Source organism: Methylocystis sp. ATCC 49242 (assembly GCF_000188155.2).
GTDB lineage: Bacteria > Pseudomonadota > Alphaproteobacteria > Rhizobiales > Beijerinckiaceae > Methylocystis.
On record NZ_KE124774.1, the window covers coordinates 2,123,399 to 2,140,493 of the forward strand.

The following is a 17,095-nucleotide window of genomic DNA, read 5'->3' on the forward strand; positions in this document are numbered from 1 at the left end:
TTGTGACGCCATCTGCCGCCTCGAATTCGCCCTGAGTTCGTCGCCTCGTCGCCGCTACGGTCAGGCAAGACATTTGCGCATTTCGAGGACATTTCCCGAATCCGTCTTGTGATACTCGACGGAATCCATCAGCGAGCGAATGAAAAAGATACCCCTGCCGCGCTCGTCGAGATGATCGACCGCGGTCGTCGGCACGGCCGAGAGATCGAATCCCTGTCCGTGGTCATAAACACGAACCCACAAATCCTTATTCTCGACTGACAGCGATATTCTGACAGTGTCCTTTCCGCCCTTGTCGACTCCATATTGAATTGCATTCGCCATTGCCTCGGTAAGAACGAGGTTGAGATGATAGGCGAGATCGTCACGATCGCAGTTCGCCACCTCCAATTGCTTTGCCACCTGCTCGGCGATACTGCCAACCAGTCGTAGATAGCGGGTCTGGTTGGGGACGACGATCTCGAGGTTCACGATCTCGGACATTTCGATCACTCTAGCCCACGCCCTGGTCTGCTATTGCATCCTGAAGATCCGGGTAGATGTCGAACACGCGATGCAGGCGGGTGAGTTCGAACATCGACCTGACACGCGGTTGTAGGCCAACCAGCGCAAAGGCGCTCGAACGCAGACTGGCGTTTTTGTATCCGGACAGAAGCGCTCCCAGACCCGAACTGTCGATAAACTGGACCTGACCGAGATCGATGATGAGATTGTGCACGCCGGCTTCGAGAATTTTGAGGATGCGTTCTTTCAACTCGCTGGAATTATGCGCGTCGAGTCGATCCTCCTGTACGCTGAGGACAGTCCGTCCTCCCTGCATTTCCGTCACGAGTTTCATTGTTCAGATCCCGCTTCGAAAAATTGATCACGCTGCCCGACGCGTCATAGGTAGGGCGGCAATTGAATATGTGAACTCGCTTAAAACGGGTTCGGTGTTTTCCGTTTCTGTTCTGGATTCCCGAATCGGCGAGAACATGGTTCCTTCATTGCGACAGCGATGGAGGCGGATATGACGCGCTTACAGCTAGGATTTGCATGGTCGCGTGATTAACGCCGCGTTGGCTGGCGTCCCGGCTCGCCATGCGGCGGCAAGGCTTGGGATTGTCGACGCCACGGCGATTGTCTGGGTGCGGCAGGCGCGAGAGACCGGGAGCGGACGGCGGGCAAACAGCGACAGCCTCGACGCTCGAACCTCGATCCATATCGGGATTATCTGCCGGGAATGACCGAGGCGACGCCGGACTCGACGATCAGCGAACTCCTGGATCGGCTGCTTGCCGAGCACGGCGTGAGGCGCAGTTGCGCGACATTTTGGACGTTTCTCGACCGTTACTGTCTGACGTTCAAAAAAGACCATGTCCTTGTCGGAAATTAAATCCGGACATATCGGTGGCGTAGTCCGCCGAGAATTGGTTTGGGAACAATGCGTCCGACGGCCTGAATGGCGCGCGGCATGGGTGCGTCTTTGTTCAATGAGAGGTGAGTCCGCGCATCATTGTAATAGGCCATGTAAGAAAGAAGCACGTGGCGCAGATGCCGCTCGCCGAATACGACGACATGATCAAGACACTCTCGTCGGATCGAGCCAATCAGCCGTTCCGCACAGCCCTTCTGCTAGGGCGAGCGCGGCGCGGTTGGACGGTCACGAATGCCCATGGCGCGAACGCGGCGTTTGAAGATCTCGCCATAGGCGCCGTCGCGGTCGCGAATGAGATATCTCGGCGCGGGATCCCAGCCGCAGGCCTCAGTGAGTTGCCGGGCAATCCACTCGGCGGTCGGATGCGGCGTCACGCCGAGCCATAGCAGCCGCCGTCGGCCGTGTCGTAAAATCAGTAGGCCATACAGTAACTTGAAGGAGACTGTCGGGACCACGAACAGGTCCATCGACGCAATGCCGTCGGCGTGGTTGCGGAGAAAGGTCTTCCAGCCTTGCGATGGCGGTTTCCTACGCTTCGCCATGTACTTAGCCACCGAGGTTTGGCCAATATCGACGCCGAGCCTCAGCAATTCTCCATAGATCCGCGGCGCTCCCCACAGGGGATTGGCCAGGCTCATGTCGCGGATCAGTTACCGGAATTCCAGCGCCACTTTTGGCCTGCCGCTGCGAGGTTGCGACTTCCTCCGCCAGAACAAACCAAAGCCGGCGCGACGCCAACGAATAACCGTCTCGGGCGTTACGATCGCCAAAGCGTCAGTAAGCCGTGGCGCAGCCTGATAGAGCCCAGCAAAAATCAGACGATCGACGATGCTGAACGCCAGTCGCCTCGCCGATTTTCTGCGCAGGACGTTGAGTTGCTGGCGCAGCGCGACGATCTCCGTCTCCAGTGACGCTCTGGATCGGAACAGGTCGAGGATCGTCCACCACATTCGCTTGAACGCATCCGCCATGAGACGAAGCATGCCCCAACTTTTAGTCGCATTCCAGTCGGATTGAATTTGCGGTAGGCACAGATCATAACACACTGAAAAAATTGATGAGTTTTTTGCTGCTGCGGCCAAGCGTAAGTCCCTGCCCAAAAATTCAACCTCGGCAACAAAGTGTCCCCTTGTTTCTTTGTCCGCCAAACGCTCGACCGTCGAGGCTTTTCGTGCGGCGCGCCCATTTCGGCAGGATCGACGACGAATAGCGGATGCGCTCCTCGGCAATCGCCACCCCGCGATCCCGCGCCTGTGTGCGGGATCATGGCCGTGCCGAACAACGCGCTGGTGGCCGTCCAGCAAATTGCGATCGGGTGCAAGCCCGGCAAGGCCGCGAATTCGGCCTCCACCGCCTGCTCGATCGGCCTCCTCGCCCTAGAGCGCAGGATTTCAGTGCTCGGATCGTCGATTTCGTCTTTATGACGGAAAGCGACAACTTTATTATCGGTCGTGGTTTTGCGCTCCTTCGGGAGGTTCGGGCAGGTCTGGACGCCAACCCCGTCAAGCCCACCCGTTAAGCCGCGTTCCCCACGCCGTCATCATCCACCCAGTTTCCCCGATAGCTCCTGAGGGCAAAACCATGGGATGCCGGTGTAGAGTCTCGCGATAAAATTCGGAACGGAAGCTTCGATGAAATCCAAGCGGCAAAACTTGAACTCTGCGACCAAGCCGAACAAGGAGCCTAAACTCTCGCGCACCCACGCGCCCGCAGATCTTTCGCCGTTGGACTGGCAACGTGGCTTGCGCCGCCAGTTCGGCCGCGAGCAGGTCTTCGCGCTTGAAAATCTGAGCAGCGAACCTTTTTTCTCTGACTTTCGGGTCAGTAATCCTGTTTCGAAATCCAGTTATCGCGTGGCGATTCGTGGCTTGGGGCCAGGTGGCAATTTCTGTTCATGCCCGGATTATTCCACCAGCGAGTTGGGCACATGCAAGCACATCGAATTTACGCTCGCGCAGCTGGAGAAAAAACGCGGCGCCAAGACGGCGTTTGCGCGGGGCTACCAGCCCGCATTTTCCGAACTGTATCTGCGCAATGACGGTAAACGGAGCGTGCATTTTAGGGCTGGAACGGATTGCCCGCCTGCATTGAGGAAGGCCGCAGCCGGTTTGTTCGACGCCGAACACGACGGGATGCTGCCCGACGAGCGCCTTGGCGGACTGGAGCATTTCATGGCCATGGCGTCTCAGTCCGGTCATGAGTTGCGCGCCTACGACGACGCTCTCGATTTCGTCGCCGGCCGGCGGGATGCCGACCGGCGAGTCGCGAAGCTCGCGCAGTTGTTCCCGCGCGGCGCCGCCGACCCGAAGCTGCGGGCGCTACTGAAGGCGCCGCTCTATCCCTATCAGGCGGAGGGCGCGCTGTTCGTGGTACGAGCTGGCCGGGCGCTGATCGGCGACGATATGGGCCTGGGCAAGACGATACAGGCGATCGCCGCGACAGAAATACTGGCAAGACATTTTGGCGTCTCAAAAGTGTTGGTGGTCTGCCCGACCTCGCTCAAATACCAGTGGCAAAGCGAGATCATGCGATTCTCGGGTCGACAAGGCGAAAATGCGGCGCGCGTCATCAGCGGCGGTCGGGCGCAGCGGCAGAAGGACTATGCCCTGGATGATTTCTGCAAAATCACAAACTACGAGAAGCTCAGTCCGGATCTCGATCTGATCGCCGCCTGGGGCCCCGAACTGGTGATCGTCGATGAAGCACAAAGGGTGAAAAACTGGAACACCATTGCGGCGCGCGCTTTGAAACGGGTCGATAGCCCATACGCGATCGTGCTTACGGGGACGCCATTGGAAAACAAGCTGGAAGAGCTGATTTCAATTGTCCAGTTTGTCGATCAGCATCGGCTTGGACCAACCTGGAAGCTGCTGCATGAGCATCAGGTCAGGGACGAAGCCGGGCGCGTCACCGGTTATACCGGGCTCGAGAAGATCGGCCAGACGCTAGCGCCGATCATGATCCGCCGGCGCAAATCCGAGGTGCTGAAGCAGTTGCCCAGCCGGACCGACCAAAATTTGCTGGTGCCGATGACCGAGATGCAAATGCTCTATCATCAGGAAAACGCCGACGTGGTGGCGAGGATCGTCAACCGCTGGCGGAAGACCGGATTCTTGGCCGACAAGGATCAGCGGCGGCTAACCTGTGCGCTGCAGAACATGCGCATGTCGTGCAACAGCACGTATCTTCTGGACCAGCAAACCGATCACGGCGTCAAGGCTGACGAATTGGCGGCGCTGTTCGAGGACTTGTTCGCCGAGCCCGAGGCCAAGGCGGTGGTGTTTTCGCAATGGACGCGGACCCACGATATTATCATCCGCCGCCTCGAAATGCGTAAGCTCGGCTATGTCAGTTTCCACGGCGGCGTGCCATCAGACAAGCGGCCGGAACTGGTTGAGCGGTTTCGCGACGATCCCGCCTGCCGCGTGTTCCTGTCCACCGATGCGGGCAGCACGGGCCTCAATCTGCAGCATGCTTCAACCCTGGTGAACATGGACTTGCCGTGGAACCCGGCAATCCTTGAACAGCGCATCGCCCGCATTCATCGCATGGGCCAGATACGGCCCGTGCGGGTCATCAATTTCGTGGCAAAGGGCACCATTGAGGAGGGTATGCTTTCGGTGCTGGCGTTCAAACGCTCCTTATCGGCAGGAATTCTCGATGGCGGCACGGGCGAGATTTCGCTCGGCGGTTCGCGTCTCAACCGCTTCATGAAGGACGTAGAAAACGTCACCGGACGTATGAGTGAGGGCGAGGCTGTGACGCCGGCTGAAGAAGTGAAGAATATCGCCGAAGGCCCCGGGGCCGGAGAAGATGTTAATGCGGATATGAATATTAGCGCTGGGAAGATGTTGGTCGCGCAGGCTGATGGGGCTGGAACATCGCCGCGTGATGCGGATTCCGATCCGTGGCAAGCCTTGGTGCAGGTCGGCGCGCAGTTTATTGCCGCTCTGGCGGCCGCCAACGATCCCAGCGCTCCGGCGCATCCATGGATTGAGCGGGATCCAGCCTCCGGCGGGCAAACCCTCAAGATGCCGCTCCCGCCGCCAGAAACCGCGAGACAACTTGCCAATGCGCTTTCGGCGCTCGCGGACAGTTTGCGGGGCAAGGTTGCATGAAGGACCGCGTTGGCTGAAGGGACTGTCCTGAATTTATAGAATCGGCCGCCCTTCTGTCTGGCGTTGTAGGTTCGGCATGGGCGATGGTAACGACTTGCGATGCGCGAGGGTCATGGGCGGCGAGGAACGTGCTCGCGTTTGTCCAGCCGGTTGCCGGCTTCCGCAAAGCATTTCGAACCAAAAAGCGGCGAATAGAAATTGCGTCGGATTGCCGCGAAAGCCTAGCAAATGAAGGCATGCTTGTGTTTGAACATGGACGTTATCCAGAAAATCCCAGCAGAACTGTAGGGCGGACTTAAATGACCGACTCATTTTGAAATTACTTCCTTATCAAAGATTTGTATATGATGCGGGAAAACACTGGCATTAGCTTGGACATATGGTGCGCGATACTATTTCCAATCTTTTTTCTCGCGCTTGTAGTCGCTTTGGACAAATGCAATCGCGCGCAGTCGAATCATGACGAAATCGATGAGAGGGAAGCTGATGGGGCCACCTTCGATGGGGCGGTCGTTACGCTCGTTCACGGGACTTGGGGGCGAGGTATGTTCTGCCCGTCGGGGGATGCTCCCTGGACAACTGAGGAGTCGACATTATGCAAATCGTTGAAAGCCCCTGAGCATTTGGGGCCAAGCACGATCTTTCGGCGCTTTAGGTGGTCGGGTAAGAATAGGCATAAAGCGCGTTCTAGAGGGTGTTATGCACCTTGGATCATGAAATCTGCTGCGCACTTGAGCATGAGACATGCGAAGGCGACGACGTGGAGTCCTGCGAGGGTCTGAGCATAGCGCTCGTAGTCTTTGACGAGCCGCCTGCATCGCGTCGCCCAGGCGAATGAACGCTCGACCACCCAGCGCTTGGGCAGCAACACGAAGCCTTTTTTGGCCTCGGCGAGTTTGACGACGCACAGTTCGGCGCCTTGCGCCTTCGCCGCCTCGGACGCCTTTTCGCCGGTGTAGCCCTGATCGACATAAACGAGTTCGACGCTTTCGCCTGTCACATCCTGCACGGCTGCGATGAGCTTGCCGACCTCGGCGCGGTCATCGACATTCGCCGGCGTGACATGCAACGCCAGCAAATGGCCCAATGTGTCGACTGCCATGTGCAGCTTCGAGCCGCGCTTTCGCTTCGCGCCGTCATAGCCCGCTCGTGGGCCGCTCTCAGGGGTCGAGCGCAAGGTGCGGCTGTCGATGATCGCCGCCGTCGGCTCCGCCGCCCGCCCGGAAGCGACGCGCAACTGGGCGCGCAGATCCTGCGCAAGCGCCTCGAACACGCCCGCCGACAGCCAGCGCTGCGATTGCTGATACACGGCGAACCATGGCTATGAACAGCGGCGGCAAAGTGTACCACTGAACCGGCTTTGGGGGCTGCTTTGACGGCGGCGCAAAAGTGTACCGGTCCTGATAGGCCGAACTCGATGTCATCGACTGGCATGGAGAGGCCGAAAGGATGTTCACAGTGGAACTCTATGCCCGGGTGAGACGCGCGGTGATGGCGGAAGGGCTGAGCCGGCGGGAAGCGGCCAGGCGCTTCGGCGTGCACCGCAATACGATCACGAAGATGCTTCAATATTCGGTTCCGCCGGGGTATCGGCGTCGGGAGCGGCCGATCTCGAAGAAGCTGGGGCCGTATATGGCCTGGATCGACAAGGTCCTGGCGGATGATCGGCTTGTTCACGCCAAGCAGCGTCATACGGCACAGCGGATATTCGAACGGCTGCGGGACGAAGAAGGGTTTTCCGGCGGTTACACGATCGTCCGGGAATATGTCGCGCAGGCGCAGTTGCGGTCGCGCGAGATGTTTATTCCACTCAGCCATCGACCGGGGAATGCGCAGGCGGATTTTGGCGAGGCGGACGCCTATATCGCCGGCAGGAAGGTCCGCTTTCATTATTTTTGCATGGACCTGCCGCATTCGGACGGCTGCTTCGTCAAGGCCTATCCGGCGGAGACGGCGGAAGCCTTCTGCGACGGCCATGTCGCGGCCTTCGCCTTCTTTGGCGGCGTCCCCCAGTCCATTCTTTACGACAATACGCGTCTCGCGGTCGCCAGGATCGTGAAGGGTGGAGAGCGTCTGCGTTCGCAAATGTTTGCGGAACTCCAGAGCCATTACCTTTTTGCTGATCGCTTTGGCCGGCCCGGCAAGGGGAATGACAAGGGCAAGGTCGAGGGGCTTGTCGGCTATGTCCGGCGCAACTTCATGACGCCACTGCCCGTGGCGGAGAGTTTCGAGGCGCTGAACGCGAGGTTCCTGGACGCCTGCACGAAACGACGGCGGGCGATCCTGCGCGGCCAGTCGACGCCGATCGGCGAACGCATGCAGGCGGATATGGCGGCATTCCTGCCGGCGCCGCCGGCTCCCTATGACGCCTGTCACAAGGTCGCGACGCGCGTGTCGTCGATGGCGCTGGTGCGCTACCGCAACAACGATTACTCGGTCCCGACGCGCTTCGGCCATCGGGAGGCGCTGGCCAAGGGCTATGTCGATCGGGTCGAGATTGTCTGCGGCGGGGAGACCATCGCCGTGCATGCGCGCAGCTACGGCAAGGCCGAGTTCATCTACAACCCGCTGCATTATCTCGCCCTGCTCGAACACAAGAGCCGCGCGCTCGATCAGGCCGCGCCGCTCGACGACTGGCGGCTTGCCGACTGCGTGCATCGTCTGCGGCGGCTGATGGAGGCGCGCAATGGGGAATAGCGGGCGCCGCGAGTTCATCCAGGTGCTGCGGCTGATGGAGGACTTTCATCAGCATCAGGTCGAACAGGCGGTCGCGGAGGCGCTGCGTCTTGGCGCGATCAGCTTTGACGCAGTGAAGATGCTGCTGCTGGCCAGGCTGGAGAACCGGCCCGCGCGGCTCGATCTGACATTCTACCCCTACCTGCCGGCGGCTACGGTCGGCGCGACGGATCCGCGCGCCTATCTCGGGCTCGTCGCCGGCGCGAGCGTCATCGCGGGCGTCATGGACTCGAACGCGGGGGGGCCGGCATGACCATCTCGCATGAGCCAGGTTCGCAGACGATCGTCGCGCCGCAGGTGCTGCTGGGTAATCATCTCAAGGCGCTGAAGCTTCCCACCTTCGCGCGCGAATATGAGAAGGTGGCGCTGGAGTCGGCGCAGGACCGCGCCGATTACCCGCGCTATCTGCTACGCCTGTGCGAACTGGAGCGCATTGATCGCGAGCGGCGCAATGTCGAGCGCCGCATCCGGCTGGCGCGCTTTACGCAGGTCAAAAGCCTCGACACATTTGACTTTACCGCCCAGCCTTCACTCAACAAGCCAGCTCGTGCTGGAGCTGGCGCGGTGCGAATGGATCGAGAAGCGACAGAACTGCATCGCCCTTGGGCCAAGCGGAACGGGGAAGACCCACGTCGCGCTCGCCCTGGGGCTCGCCGCCTGTCAGAAGGGGTTCAGCGTCGCGTTCACGACCGCCGCGGCTCTTGTGCACGAACTGATGGAGGCGCGCGACGAGCGCCGCCTGCGCGCGCTGCAAAAGCATCTCAACACCGTCAAACTGCTGATCGTCGACGAACTGGGCTATGTGCCGTTCACGGCGGTCGGCTCAGAGCTGCTCTTCGAGGTCTTCAGCCAGCGCTATGAACGCGGTGCGACGCTGGTGACCAGCAATCTGCCCTTTGATGAATGGACGTCGGTGTTTGGCTCCGAGCGTCTCACCGGCGCATTGCTCGACCGGCTCACCCATCATGTCCACATTCTGGAAATGAACGGCGAGAGCTATCGGCTGGCGACCGCAAAGAAAGCGCAACGGCGAAACCGCGATCTCCCCGACGCGCCCGCAATCGACAAAGGAGGCGCCGACACGACGAACTGATCGCCGTCGCGCGCGTTGAACCGCGCTGCGCTACGCTCCGCGCGCCTCAACGCCCGCGACAACTAAACTACAAGGGCCGTGCGGCCCTTTTCTCGAAACCAGACCGGTACACTTTTACCCCGCCTTCATGCACATTTTGTCCCCGCCATTGACAATGGCGGCAGATCGTTGGGCATGGCGCGCCAGGCGATGCCGTAGCGCAGCACGTAACGCAGGCCGTTGAACAGCTCGCGCAGCGAATGTTGACGCTGCGGCGCGCCTTCGTCCATGAGCGTCAGATAAGGCGCAACCAGCGACCATTCTTCGTCGCTGACGTCAGACGGATAAGGTTTGCGAATCGGAGACATCCGATTCTACTAAGACAATCAATCACCAAAGTACATAACACCCTCTAAGGCGGCAAACGAACTCCATGATTATCTCGCAAGAAACTTTAATAGCTGGCCCAAGGCCAAACATTTTGTTGTTGCTCACAGTCATGGCGGCAATGTTGCGCTATGCGCAATGAATGATGCAAATTTAAGAGAAAAGATCGCCGGCGTTGTTTGTCTGGCGACACCCTTCATATTGGTAAGGGAAAGAGATTGGGGAGGATATCGCATGGCAGTAATTTTTACGACCGTTCTTCTCCCGGTTCTCGTTGTGGCAATGTTCAACCCAGTGGGTATGTTACTTTTGCGTTTTGGATTGGAATTGCCTGAGAAAATCGGAGCGGCACTCAGCATTATGATTATAAGACTCGCCATTGGTTTATTGACACTTTGGAGTCTTGGAAGGGTGCGCATATTTTCTGACAAACTACAGCAGGAGCTTAGTGTCCGTCCTGAAAGATGTTGAATCGAATGAATCTGTTGTGATGGATGGGAGGCGGTCTGATTCGTAGGAGGCCGTCGATGTGGACGAAGGCAAACCGGGCGAAATACAATCGCGACAGGTTACGTTATCCGAGTGATGTGACGGACGAGGAGTGGGGGCATGTGGCGCCGCTTATTCCTCCGGCCAAGCGTGGCGGGCGCAAGCGTGAAGTGGACATGCGGGCGGTGTTCAACGCCATCATGTATGTGCTGAGCACGGGATGCCAATGGCGGTACATTCCCAAGGATTTTCCCCCGAAGAGCACAGTGTATCGTTATTTTTGCGATTGGGCCTGGTGCGGCGTTCTGGATCGCATGCACGACGCGCTCTACGTCATGTGTCGCGAACGAGCGGAACGAGAGGCGAGCCCCACCGCGGCGATCATCGATAGTCAGAGCGTGAAGAGCGCGGAAAAAGGGGGGCGCGCATTGATCCGCATGGCTATGACGCCGGCAAAAAGATCAAAGGCAAGAAACGCCACGTACTCGTCGATACGCAAGGTTTGTTGATGGGCGCCGTCGTTCACGGCGCCGACATTCAGGACCGAGACGGCGGCGTCTTGCTGCTTTCGACGTTGCATGGGCGGTTTCCCTTTCTTGAAAAGCTGTTGGCTGACAGCGCCTATCAGGGACCGATCTTCGCCGACGCAACGGGCAAAATCCTACCGTGTCTCAAAATCGAGATTATAAAACGATCCGATCAGGCGAAGGGCTTCGTGAAATTGCCCATGCGCTGGATCGTCGAAAGATCAATCGCCTGGCTAAACCGCTGTAGAAGACTGGCCAAGGATTGGGAAAACCTCAATATCACAGCGCTCGTGTTCCTGCGTTTCGCGTCGATTCGGCTCATGCTACGAAAGCTCTGCAATTGTTGACTAACTTCTGGGACGGACTCTTACGCCGCTGCTGCCGACGCCGGATCGGGTTTTAATTGTTCGTTCTCCAGCTGATGAAGCGTCCGGTTTTCTCGATGTCTTCCAATTTCTTGCGCAGATGATTGTGAGAATCTCGCTTTATCCACAGGTCTTAAGCGCGCGGCACGAACATCTTATTGGTGAATTGCGTCCCCATAAATGGGTGCTCAGTATTGCATTGGCTGGATGTGTAATGTTAGCTAAGCAAGGCTTTGATATTGCCACGTCTCCGAATCAACCATTGCATGTTTTAATCGAATGCATATCAGGCATAATTGGGATTATATTAATCCCAACAGTTATACTAATTATGCTCCCTCTGTGGGGTGTATGGGATACGACGATCGTGGTCCGATTTATTGCCAATCTTTGCGTTTTGCTAGCGACTGCAATTCTGTTGTTACTAATGATACCGGTCGGACTGGACTGGGATTTGATGCCGACTGCGTTTTTTCTGGATGTAACGGTAGACGCGACTCCAATAGGCTCTTGGGGAGCTCACCTTTTTAACGCTCCCACAGCTGCGGAGTATCCGAGCCCAATGCCTCCGATGGCGCACATGACATACGAGAACCCTCGGGTCATCGAAAAATTGGGGGAGTGGATGAAGCGACGCTGGTTGGTGCACGATGTGAATTAAGAAGGGCTGTGTGTGCCAAAAATTACATCCGGGCATAATGGTGATGAAGTCCGCCGAGGAACGCGCGAGATTTGACGGCTCCAATCCGCTGAACGGCGCGAGAGTGCGACCGTGGCACCCAAAATCTCATCGCGGATTTTGGGTCTCAAAATCGAGTGGACTTCCTCGGCATAGTACGCATTGCTGTCGACATCAGGAGGCAGAGCCAGAGCCGCCGAGGACAGGGCTCGCCTCGCGGATTGCGGGGCATTGGGCAGTGCGAGCGTCGATCCTGGCGCCGCAAACCAACGGAGCCCGAGACAATGTCATCGACAGCCGCTATCAACCCCGCCACAGAATCCAAACGCAAGGCAGCAGCCCGAGGCGCGACCGGCGCAAAGCCGAAAGCGCCACGACAAGTGAGACCGGCGGCCGCCGCCGAAGATCCGAAGCTGACCGGATCGCAACATGACCAGCGCGTCACCAAGCGGGAACGAGTGCTCACGCTGCTGAGCCGGCCCGAGGGCGCCAGCATCGCGGAAATGATGCAGGCGACGAACTGGCGACAGCACAGCGTGCGCGGCTTCCTGGCAGGCACGGTGAAGAAAAGGCTCGGCTTCGTGCTGACCAGTTCGATAGCGGCCGGCGATGTCCGGCGTTACCACATCAAGGCGCGGCGTGGTCGCTGAGATGGACAAGTCGCCGATCGATATCGCGGCGGAGCTCGTTCAGCTCGAAGCCTTGACGCTTTTCGAGCTGAAGGGCGAATGGCGACGGCTTCATCGCATGGCGCCGCCCAAGCGGGTGTCGCGCGATCTGTTGATGCGCGGGATAACCTACAAGATCCAGGAGAGGCGGCTTGGCGGCCTCTCCCCCTCCACCTTACGTAAACTGGCGCCCCTCAGCGCCGCTGAGGACGCAGTCCTCCAGCAAAAGGCCGTTCCGCCCATTACCCTGAAAGCCGGATCAAGGCTCGTCCGGGAGTGGCGCGGCGTCACGCATGGCGTGCTCGTCCTCGACAATGGCTTCAAATGGCGAGGCGAGCGCTACGCGTCACTGTCGACGGTCGCTGAAGAGATCACGGGCGCGCACTGGTCGGGACCGCGATTCTTCGGCTTGAGAAAATCGTCCAGTCGGCCGCCGGCCAAAGCGGAGCCTGCTGGTGCGAAAGACTGATCGACCCGCGTCCAGCGCCATCGTCCGTTGCGCCATCTACACACGCAAATCTTCCGAAGAAGGACTCGAGCAGAAGTTAAACTCCCTCGACGCGCAGCGCGAGGCCTGCGAGGCCTATGTCGTCAGTCAGCGTCACGCCAGCTGGAAGGCGCTGCCGGACATGTATGGCGACGCCGGCCACTCCGGCGGCACGATAGAGCGGCCCGCCTTGCAGCGCCTGCTGGCCGACGTCAAAGCCCGCAAGGTCCAGATCATCGTCGTTTACAAGGTCGACCGGCTCACCCGCTCCCTCGCCGATTTCGCCAAGATCGTCGATGTGCTCGACGCTCATAACGCCTCTTTCGTCTCGGTGACGCAGCAGTTCAGCACGACGACCTCGATGGGTCGGCTGACGCTCAATATGCTGCTTTCCTTCGCTCAGTTCGAACGCGAGATCGCCGGCGAACGCATTCGCGACAAGATCGCCGCGTCGAAGGCCAAAGGCATGTGGATGGGCGGAACCGTGCCGCTGGGCTACGACGTCAGGGACCGCAAGCTGATTGTGAACGCGTCGGAGGCGTCGACCGTTCGCATGATCTTCAAGCGCTACGCCGAGCTTGGCTCGCTCGGGTTGCTGAAAGCGGAACTCGATGCAAAGGGCGTCGTGAGCAAAGTCCGCTCGGGCGTCGGCGGCGTGCGCCTCTCGGGCGGCAACGCTTTCATGCGAGGCCCGCTTTATCTGATGCTACAAAACCGGCTCTACCGGGGCGAGGTCGCGCATCGAGGCAACGTCTATCCCGGCCAACACGAAGCGATCGTCGATGAAGAACTCTGGCAAGTTGTGCAGGACAGGCTCGCCGCTAACCGGCGGGCGCGCTCACTGGGAATTGGCGCCGACGAGCCGAGCCTGCTGACAGGGCTGATCTTCGACGCCGACAATAATCGCCTGTCTCCCAGCCACGCCGTCAAGAAGGGAAAGCGCTATCGCTATTACGTTTCCAGCACTCTGATCAAAGGCCGTCGGTCGGCCCACCGCGCCGGGCAACGCATCCCCGCGGGCGACATCTAGGCGCTGGTGCTGGACCGGATTCGCGCGCTTTTTCAGTCTGAGCTCGTGGCAAGCGACGCTCTCGCGCCATTTTGCCTTTACGCGGCGCGCCAAAAGGCAGCGCTCGGCCGATTGGCGGAGCTCGCGGCCGAGTGCTCGAAGCTGCCTCGCTCGAACTGCGGGAAATCGTGCGCACGGTCGTCCAGCGCGTGGAGGCGGGAGGCGATCGCATCGTCGTGAGCGTCAATCGACCCGCAATCCTTTCGATCGCAACGTCCAGCACCGCGCCGGAAATCGCGCCGGACGCCACCCCAGACGATGCGCCCTTGACGCTGACAATCGCCGCAAAGCTGCGCCGCGCCGGCAAGGGCGTGCGTCTGGTCATTGGCGGCGGCTCCGCCGACCGGATCGATCACGGGCTCGTGTCGCTCCTTGGTCGCGCGATGGCGACGCGCTGCAGGTTTCTTTCGGGCCGGGAGGACAGCGTCGACTCAATGGCCTCGCGACTCAGCCTGAGGCGAGATTATCTTTCCGTCCTCTTGCGCCTTTCCTGCCTCTCGCCCGAGATCGTTCGGGCGATCCTGGCCGGTCGACATTCCGTCGAGCTGACCCCGACGCGCCTGATCGAATTATCGAAAAATCTGCCGCACGACTGGCGCGAGCAAAGTCGGGTTTTGGGATTTTCGCCCGCCTGAAGGCTCTGCAGCTACACTTCGACCGGGCATCGCCGCTCGACATCTGACGGTCCGAAAACCGGCCCGAGAGACTTTCCGCCCCCTGGCGCGCCGGAAGTCCCTGATTTTCGTCTCTGGGGAGCCAATGTTGCGACGCCGGCTCTGTAACCGGCGGAGTTGTCGGGAGGTTTCGACCGCGCCCGAAAATTATAAATGCGTGCAAACTCAATAGGTCAGCTGGCTGGGGCGGGAGGATTCGAACCTCCGTATGGCGGAATCAAAATCCGCTGCCTTACCACTTGGCGACGCCCCAGTGCGCCGCTCTCCTTAATGCCGGCTGAGCGTCTCCGCAACCCGCGTTCCCTGGAATTGCGTCTGCCGCGGGGGACGGGCAGGAGACGCCTCGGGCACAGCGGTCATGCGGATCGCGCGCGGCGGCAAGACTGTCGATCTCAAAAAGCAACGCTAAACTAAAGATCAAATAATCCATCACGGCTAAAAGCAACGCTTACGTTTTCTGTCAGAACCCGAAATAAATTCGTTCAATTTTCGATGGATGTATATGCTCTTGTCCGACATGACATATTTGCATGGGCGCCGTGGGGTGCTTTTCGTCAATCCATTTCAGACCGCGCGGCCAGTTTGAAGCATAGGGGGTCAAGCAATGGCGGGGATCTTGAAATCGTTCTCAACCGCAAAGCGACATCGGCAGGCAAGGGCCCGCTCCGGCGCCGCCTGTCTCGGACTGAGCCTTTTGTTGGCGCCGACATTGGCGTCGGCTGAGGAAGGGCCGTCCTCCCGAGCCGGAGAACGACTGCAGGTTCAGGCGGCCGATTCCTCGGAGTCCGGCACAGCGGCTGTCGGTCGCGCAGCGGAGCGTGCGAGCAAGTTGCAAGTGGGTCTAATAAAGGCCGACCTGGAGGCGAAAGGGGCCGCGGACAGGGCCCGCAGCGCTGCCGAGGGAACGGCGGGACGGGCTTCTTTGGACGAAACGGCCCGGGCGACGGTCGGCAATGCGTTGACGGGACCCGCGAATCCGTCCGTCGTCGGCGGACTCAATTTTGCCGGGTTGACGGACAATACGGGCTCCCCGCCGGACACGACGGGCGCAATCGGCACAACCAGATTCGTCCAACTCGTCAATCGCAGGGCGGGCATTTTCAACCGCACAACCGGGGCGCTGATCAGCTCCGGAACCCTGAACCAGCTGGCGGGCGTCGCCTCGACGGTCAACAGCTTCGATCCGCAGATCATCTGGGATCCGACGACAAATCGCTTCTATTACACGATGGCGTCGATCCATTCGCCGTTGTCGGACTCGCGGCTCTCTTTCGGCTTCAGCAGAACTGGCAGCCCTCTCAACGTGACAACGGACTGGTGCCATTATCAGATCAGGTTCGGCAGGCGTTTTCCGGACTATCCCAAGCTCGGCGACAGCCAGTTCTTCCTGATCATAGGGGTCAACAGCTTCGATCTCGTGACCGATAACTTCATTGCGTCGGACCTCATCGGGATCAGCAAGCCAGTAACGGGCACGACCTGCCCGGCAGCCAGCACATTCAAGGTCGGCAGGAAGTTGAATCTGTTGAATTCCTCCGGTTCCCAGGTTTTTACGCCGGTTCCCGCCAATCAGATCGACACCGCCGCCACGGGCTATGTCGTCGCGCGAAATTTGAGCCTGCCCTCGAACAGGCTTTGGTTCTATAGCGTGGCGCGCAATTCCTCGACCGGCTTCCCGATTTTCGGCGGCCCGAGAGGAGCGACAGTCGCCGCCTATGCGTCCCCCCCGAACGCCACGCAGCCGAACTTTCCGGGCGGCGTCGTAGCGCCGACGCTCGACACGCTGGACGCGCGTCCGACACAGGCCGTGCAGGCGATCGACCCGCGGCTCAGGACCTTCTCCTTCTGGACCCAGCATACGATCGCCAATGGATCGACAGGCTCTGCGGTGCGTTGGTACGAAATCAACCCGGTTCCCGCGACGCCGGTCGTCCAGCGGCAGGCGAACATCGCCTCGCCGAATGTTTTCTATTTCAATGCGGCGATTTCGCCAGACCGGAGAGTCGATGGCGCGACGCGGACCTTCGGGAATAATTTCGTTATCGAATACAATGTTTCGAGCAGGGCGGCCAACGTCAGTCCGCGCATCGTGGCAGGCTCCAGCGTCAACGGCGCAGCCTTGACCTTCCTGCTGGTGCGAAATGGCGTCGGCCCTTACCGCGATTTCACTTGCACAACCGCCAGCAGCGTGTGCCGCTGGGGCGATTACTCCGGCGCGACGCCCGATCCGCGGCCGACATTGGCCGGCCGTGGCCAAGTCTGGGGCACGAACCAGTTTTCTGGAATTCTCAACCCGCCTGTCAATGGCGTGAACTGGCGCACCCGGATTTTCAATCTGGCGCCGTGACGGTCTGAATTCACAACACTTCAGGGGTCCGCTTGAGCGGGCCCCTGCGTCCGAGAAAAT

General features: G+C 59.6%; 13 protein-coding genes, 1 tRNA gene and 5 pseudogenes. 11 read left to right on the forward strand and 8 right to left on the reverse strand.

Going from position 1 to position 17,095, the window contains the following annotated elements:
- Nucleotides 1-60 precede the first annotated feature (60 nt).
- The 5 genes and pseudogenes from MET49242_RS12430 to MET49242_RS24275 all read right to left on the reverse strand — a co-directional run bounded on the left by MET49242_RS12430 (nt 61) and on the right by MET49242_RS24275 (nt 2,499).
- Nucleotides 61-483 carry an ATP-binding protein gene (locus MET49242_RS12430; RefSeq protein ID WP_084679310.1) on the reverse strand — a complete coding sequence of 141 codons (423 nt, stop codon included), beginning with the start codon at nt 481-483 and terminating at the stop codon, nt 61-63.
- 10 nt (nt 484-493) lie between these two features.
- On the reverse strand, nt 494-838 hold the full coding sequence (locus MET49242_RS12435) for an STAS domain-containing protein (protein ID WP_036283231.1): 345 nt from the start codon (nt 836-838) through the stop codon (nt 494-496).
- Between the two features lie 533 nt (nt 839-1,371).
- Nucleotides 1,372-1,602: pseudogene (locus tag MET49242_RS26625) on the reverse strand (integrase core domain-containing protein); the annotation flags it as partial.
- A gap of 12 nt (nt 1,603-1,614) precedes the next feature.
- Complete coding sequence (locus MET49242_RS25870; RefSeq protein ID WP_202804165.1) at nt 1,615-2,055, reverse strand: transposase; 441 nt, start codon at nt 2,053-2,055, stop codon at nt 1,615-1,617.
- Between the two features lie 12 nt (nt 2,056-2,067).
- The gene (locus tag MET49242_RS24275) at nt 2,068-2,499 is read right to left on the reverse strand and encodes a hypothetical protein (protein ID WP_192815598.1); all 432 of its coding nucleotides are present in this window, start codon (nt 2,497-2,499) and stop codon (nt 2,068-2,070) included.
- A 183-nt stretch (nt 2,500-2,682) separates the two neighbouring features.
- Here MET49242_RS24275 and MET49242_RS25545 point away from each other — a divergent pair, with 183 nt between their 5' ends.
- Nucleotides 2,683-2,841: a hypothetical protein gene (locus MET49242_RS25545; RefSeq protein WP_158497298.1), complete on the forward strand. Its 159-nt coding sequence runs from the start codon at nt 2,683-2,685 to the stop codon at nt 2,839-2,841.
- A 207-nt stretch (nt 2,842-3,048) separates the two neighbouring features.
- Nucleotides 3,049-5,535: a DEAD/DEAH box helicase gene (locus MET49242_RS12450; protein ID WP_036283233.1), complete on the forward strand. Its 2,487-nt coding sequence runs from the start codon at nt 3,049-3,051 to the stop codon at nt 5,533-5,535.
- Nucleotides 5,536-6,232: 697 nt separating this feature from the next.
- Here MET49242_RS12450 and MET49242_RS12455 read toward each other — a convergent pair.
- Nucleotides 6,233-6,856, reverse strand: a pseudogene (locus MET49242_RS12455) (IS5 family transposase); the annotation flags it as partial.
- 128 nt (nt 6,857-6,984) lie between these two features.
- Here MET49242_RS12455 and istA point away from each other — a divergent pair.
- Together istA and istB are read left to right on the forward strand one after the other, a co-directional pair.
- Nucleotides 6,985-8,524 (forward strand): annotated as a pseudogene (istA, locus tag MET49242_RS12460) (IS21 family transposase).
- Nucleotides 8,521-9,364, forward strand: a pseudogene (gene istB / locus MET49242_RS12465) (IS21-like element helper ATPase IstB). The pseudogenes istA and istB overlap by 4 nt, the downstream one beginning before the upstream one ends.
- Nucleotides 9,365-9,519: 155 nt before the next feature.
- Here the strand turns inward: istB and MET49242_RS12470 are convergent.
- Nucleotides 9,520-9,711: pseudogene (locus MET49242_RS12470) on the reverse strand (transposase); the annotation flags it as partial.
- 157 nt (nt 9,712-9,868) lie between these two features.
- On the opposite strand from MET49242_RS12470, the gene MET49242_RS25040 reads away from it, so the two are divergent.
- The 6 genes from MET49242_RS25040 to MET49242_RS26175 all read left to right on the forward strand — a co-directional run bounded on the left by MET49242_RS25040 (nt 9,869) and on the right by MET49242_RS26175 (nt 14,649).
- Nucleotides 9,869-10,201, forward strand: coding sequence for a hypothetical protein (locus tag MET49242_RS25040; protein ID WP_144259611.1), 333 nt, complete (start codon nt 9,869-9,871; stop codon nt 10,199-10,201).
- A 56-nt stretch (nt 10,202-10,257) separates the two neighbouring features.
- Nucleotides 10,258-11,093 (forward strand): IS5 family transposase gene (locus MET49242_RS24280; RefSeq protein ID WP_144259444.1). Its coding sequence is split into 2 segments (ribosomal slippage): nt 10,258-10,642 and nt 10,642-11,093, totalling 837 coding nucleotides; the frame shifts between segments, so codons are not numbered across the junction.
- 1,077 nt (nt 11,094-12,170) lie between these two features.
- Nucleotides 12,171-12,440: a DUF3489 domain-containing protein gene (locus MET49242_RS24285; RefSeq protein WP_244430806.1), complete on the forward strand. Its 270-nt coding sequence runs from the start codon at nt 12,171-12,173 to the stop codon at nt 12,438-12,440.
- A 1-nt stretch (nt 12,441) separates the two neighbouring features.
- The gene (locus MET49242_RS12495; protein ID WP_036283239.1) at nt 12,442-12,927 is read left to right on the forward strand and encodes a DUF2924 domain-containing protein; all 486 of its coding nucleotides are present in this window, start codon (nt 12,442-12,444) and stop codon (nt 12,925-12,927) included.
- On the forward strand, nt 12,914-13,975 hold the full coding sequence (locus tag MET49242_RS26170) for a recombinase family protein (RefSeq protein WP_084679058.1): 1,062 nt from the start codon (nt 12,914-12,916) through the stop codon (nt 13,973-13,975). The genes MET49242_RS12495 and MET49242_RS26170 overlap by 14 nt, the downstream gene beginning before the upstream one ends.
- A gap of 131 nt (nt 13,976-14,106) precedes the next feature.
- Nucleotides 14,107-14,649 (forward strand): hypothetical protein, encoded by a 543-nt coding sequence (locus MET49242_RS26175; RefSeq protein WP_084679060.1) that lies wholly within the window; start codon nt 14,107-14,109, stop codon nt 14,647-14,649.
- Between the two features lie 217 nt (nt 14,650-14,866).
- On the opposite strand, the gene MET49242_RS12510 is transcribed toward MET49242_RS26175, so the two are convergent.
- A tRNA-Gln gene (locus MET49242_RS12510) sits at nt 14,867-14,941 on the reverse strand.
- 669 nt (nt 14,942-15,610) lie between these two features.
- Here MET49242_RS12510 and MET49242_RS12515 point away from each other — a divergent pair.
- Complete coding sequence (locus MET49242_RS12515) at nt 15,611-17,035, forward strand: hypothetical protein (protein ID WP_036283241.1); 1,425 nt, start codon at nt 15,611-15,613, stop codon at nt 17,033-17,035.
- Nucleotides 17,036-17,095: the final 60 nt, after the last annotated feature.

Coding starts and splice junctions, on each gene's coding strand:
- MET49242_RS12450 (WP_036283233.1), top strand. CDS start 3,049: ATGAAATCCAAGCGGCAAAACTTGAACTCTGCGACCAAGCCGAACAAG.
- MET49242_RS25870 (WP_202804165.1), bottom strand. CDS start 2,055: ATGAGCCTGGCCAATCCCCTGTGGGGAGCGCCGCGGATCTATGGAGAA.
- MET49242_RS25545 (WP_158497298.1), top strand. CDS start 2,683: ATGGCCGTGCCGAACAACGCGCTGGTGGCCGTCCAGCAAATTGCGATC.
- MET49242_RS12435 (WP_036283231.1), bottom strand. CDS start 838: ATGAAACTCGTGACGGAAATGCAGGGAGGACGGACTGTCCTCAGCGTA.
- MET49242_RS12430 (WP_084679310.1), bottom strand. CDS start 483: ATGTCCGAGATCGTGAACCTCGAGATCGTCGTCCCCAACCAGACCCGC.
- MET49242_RS25040 (WP_144259611.1), top strand. CDS start 9,869: ATGAATGATGCAAATTTAAGAGAAAAGATCGCCGGCGTTGTTTGTCTG.
- MET49242_RS12495 (WP_036283239.1), top strand. CDS start 12,442: ATGGACAAGTCGCCGATCGATATCGCGGCGGAGCTCGTTCAGCTCGAA.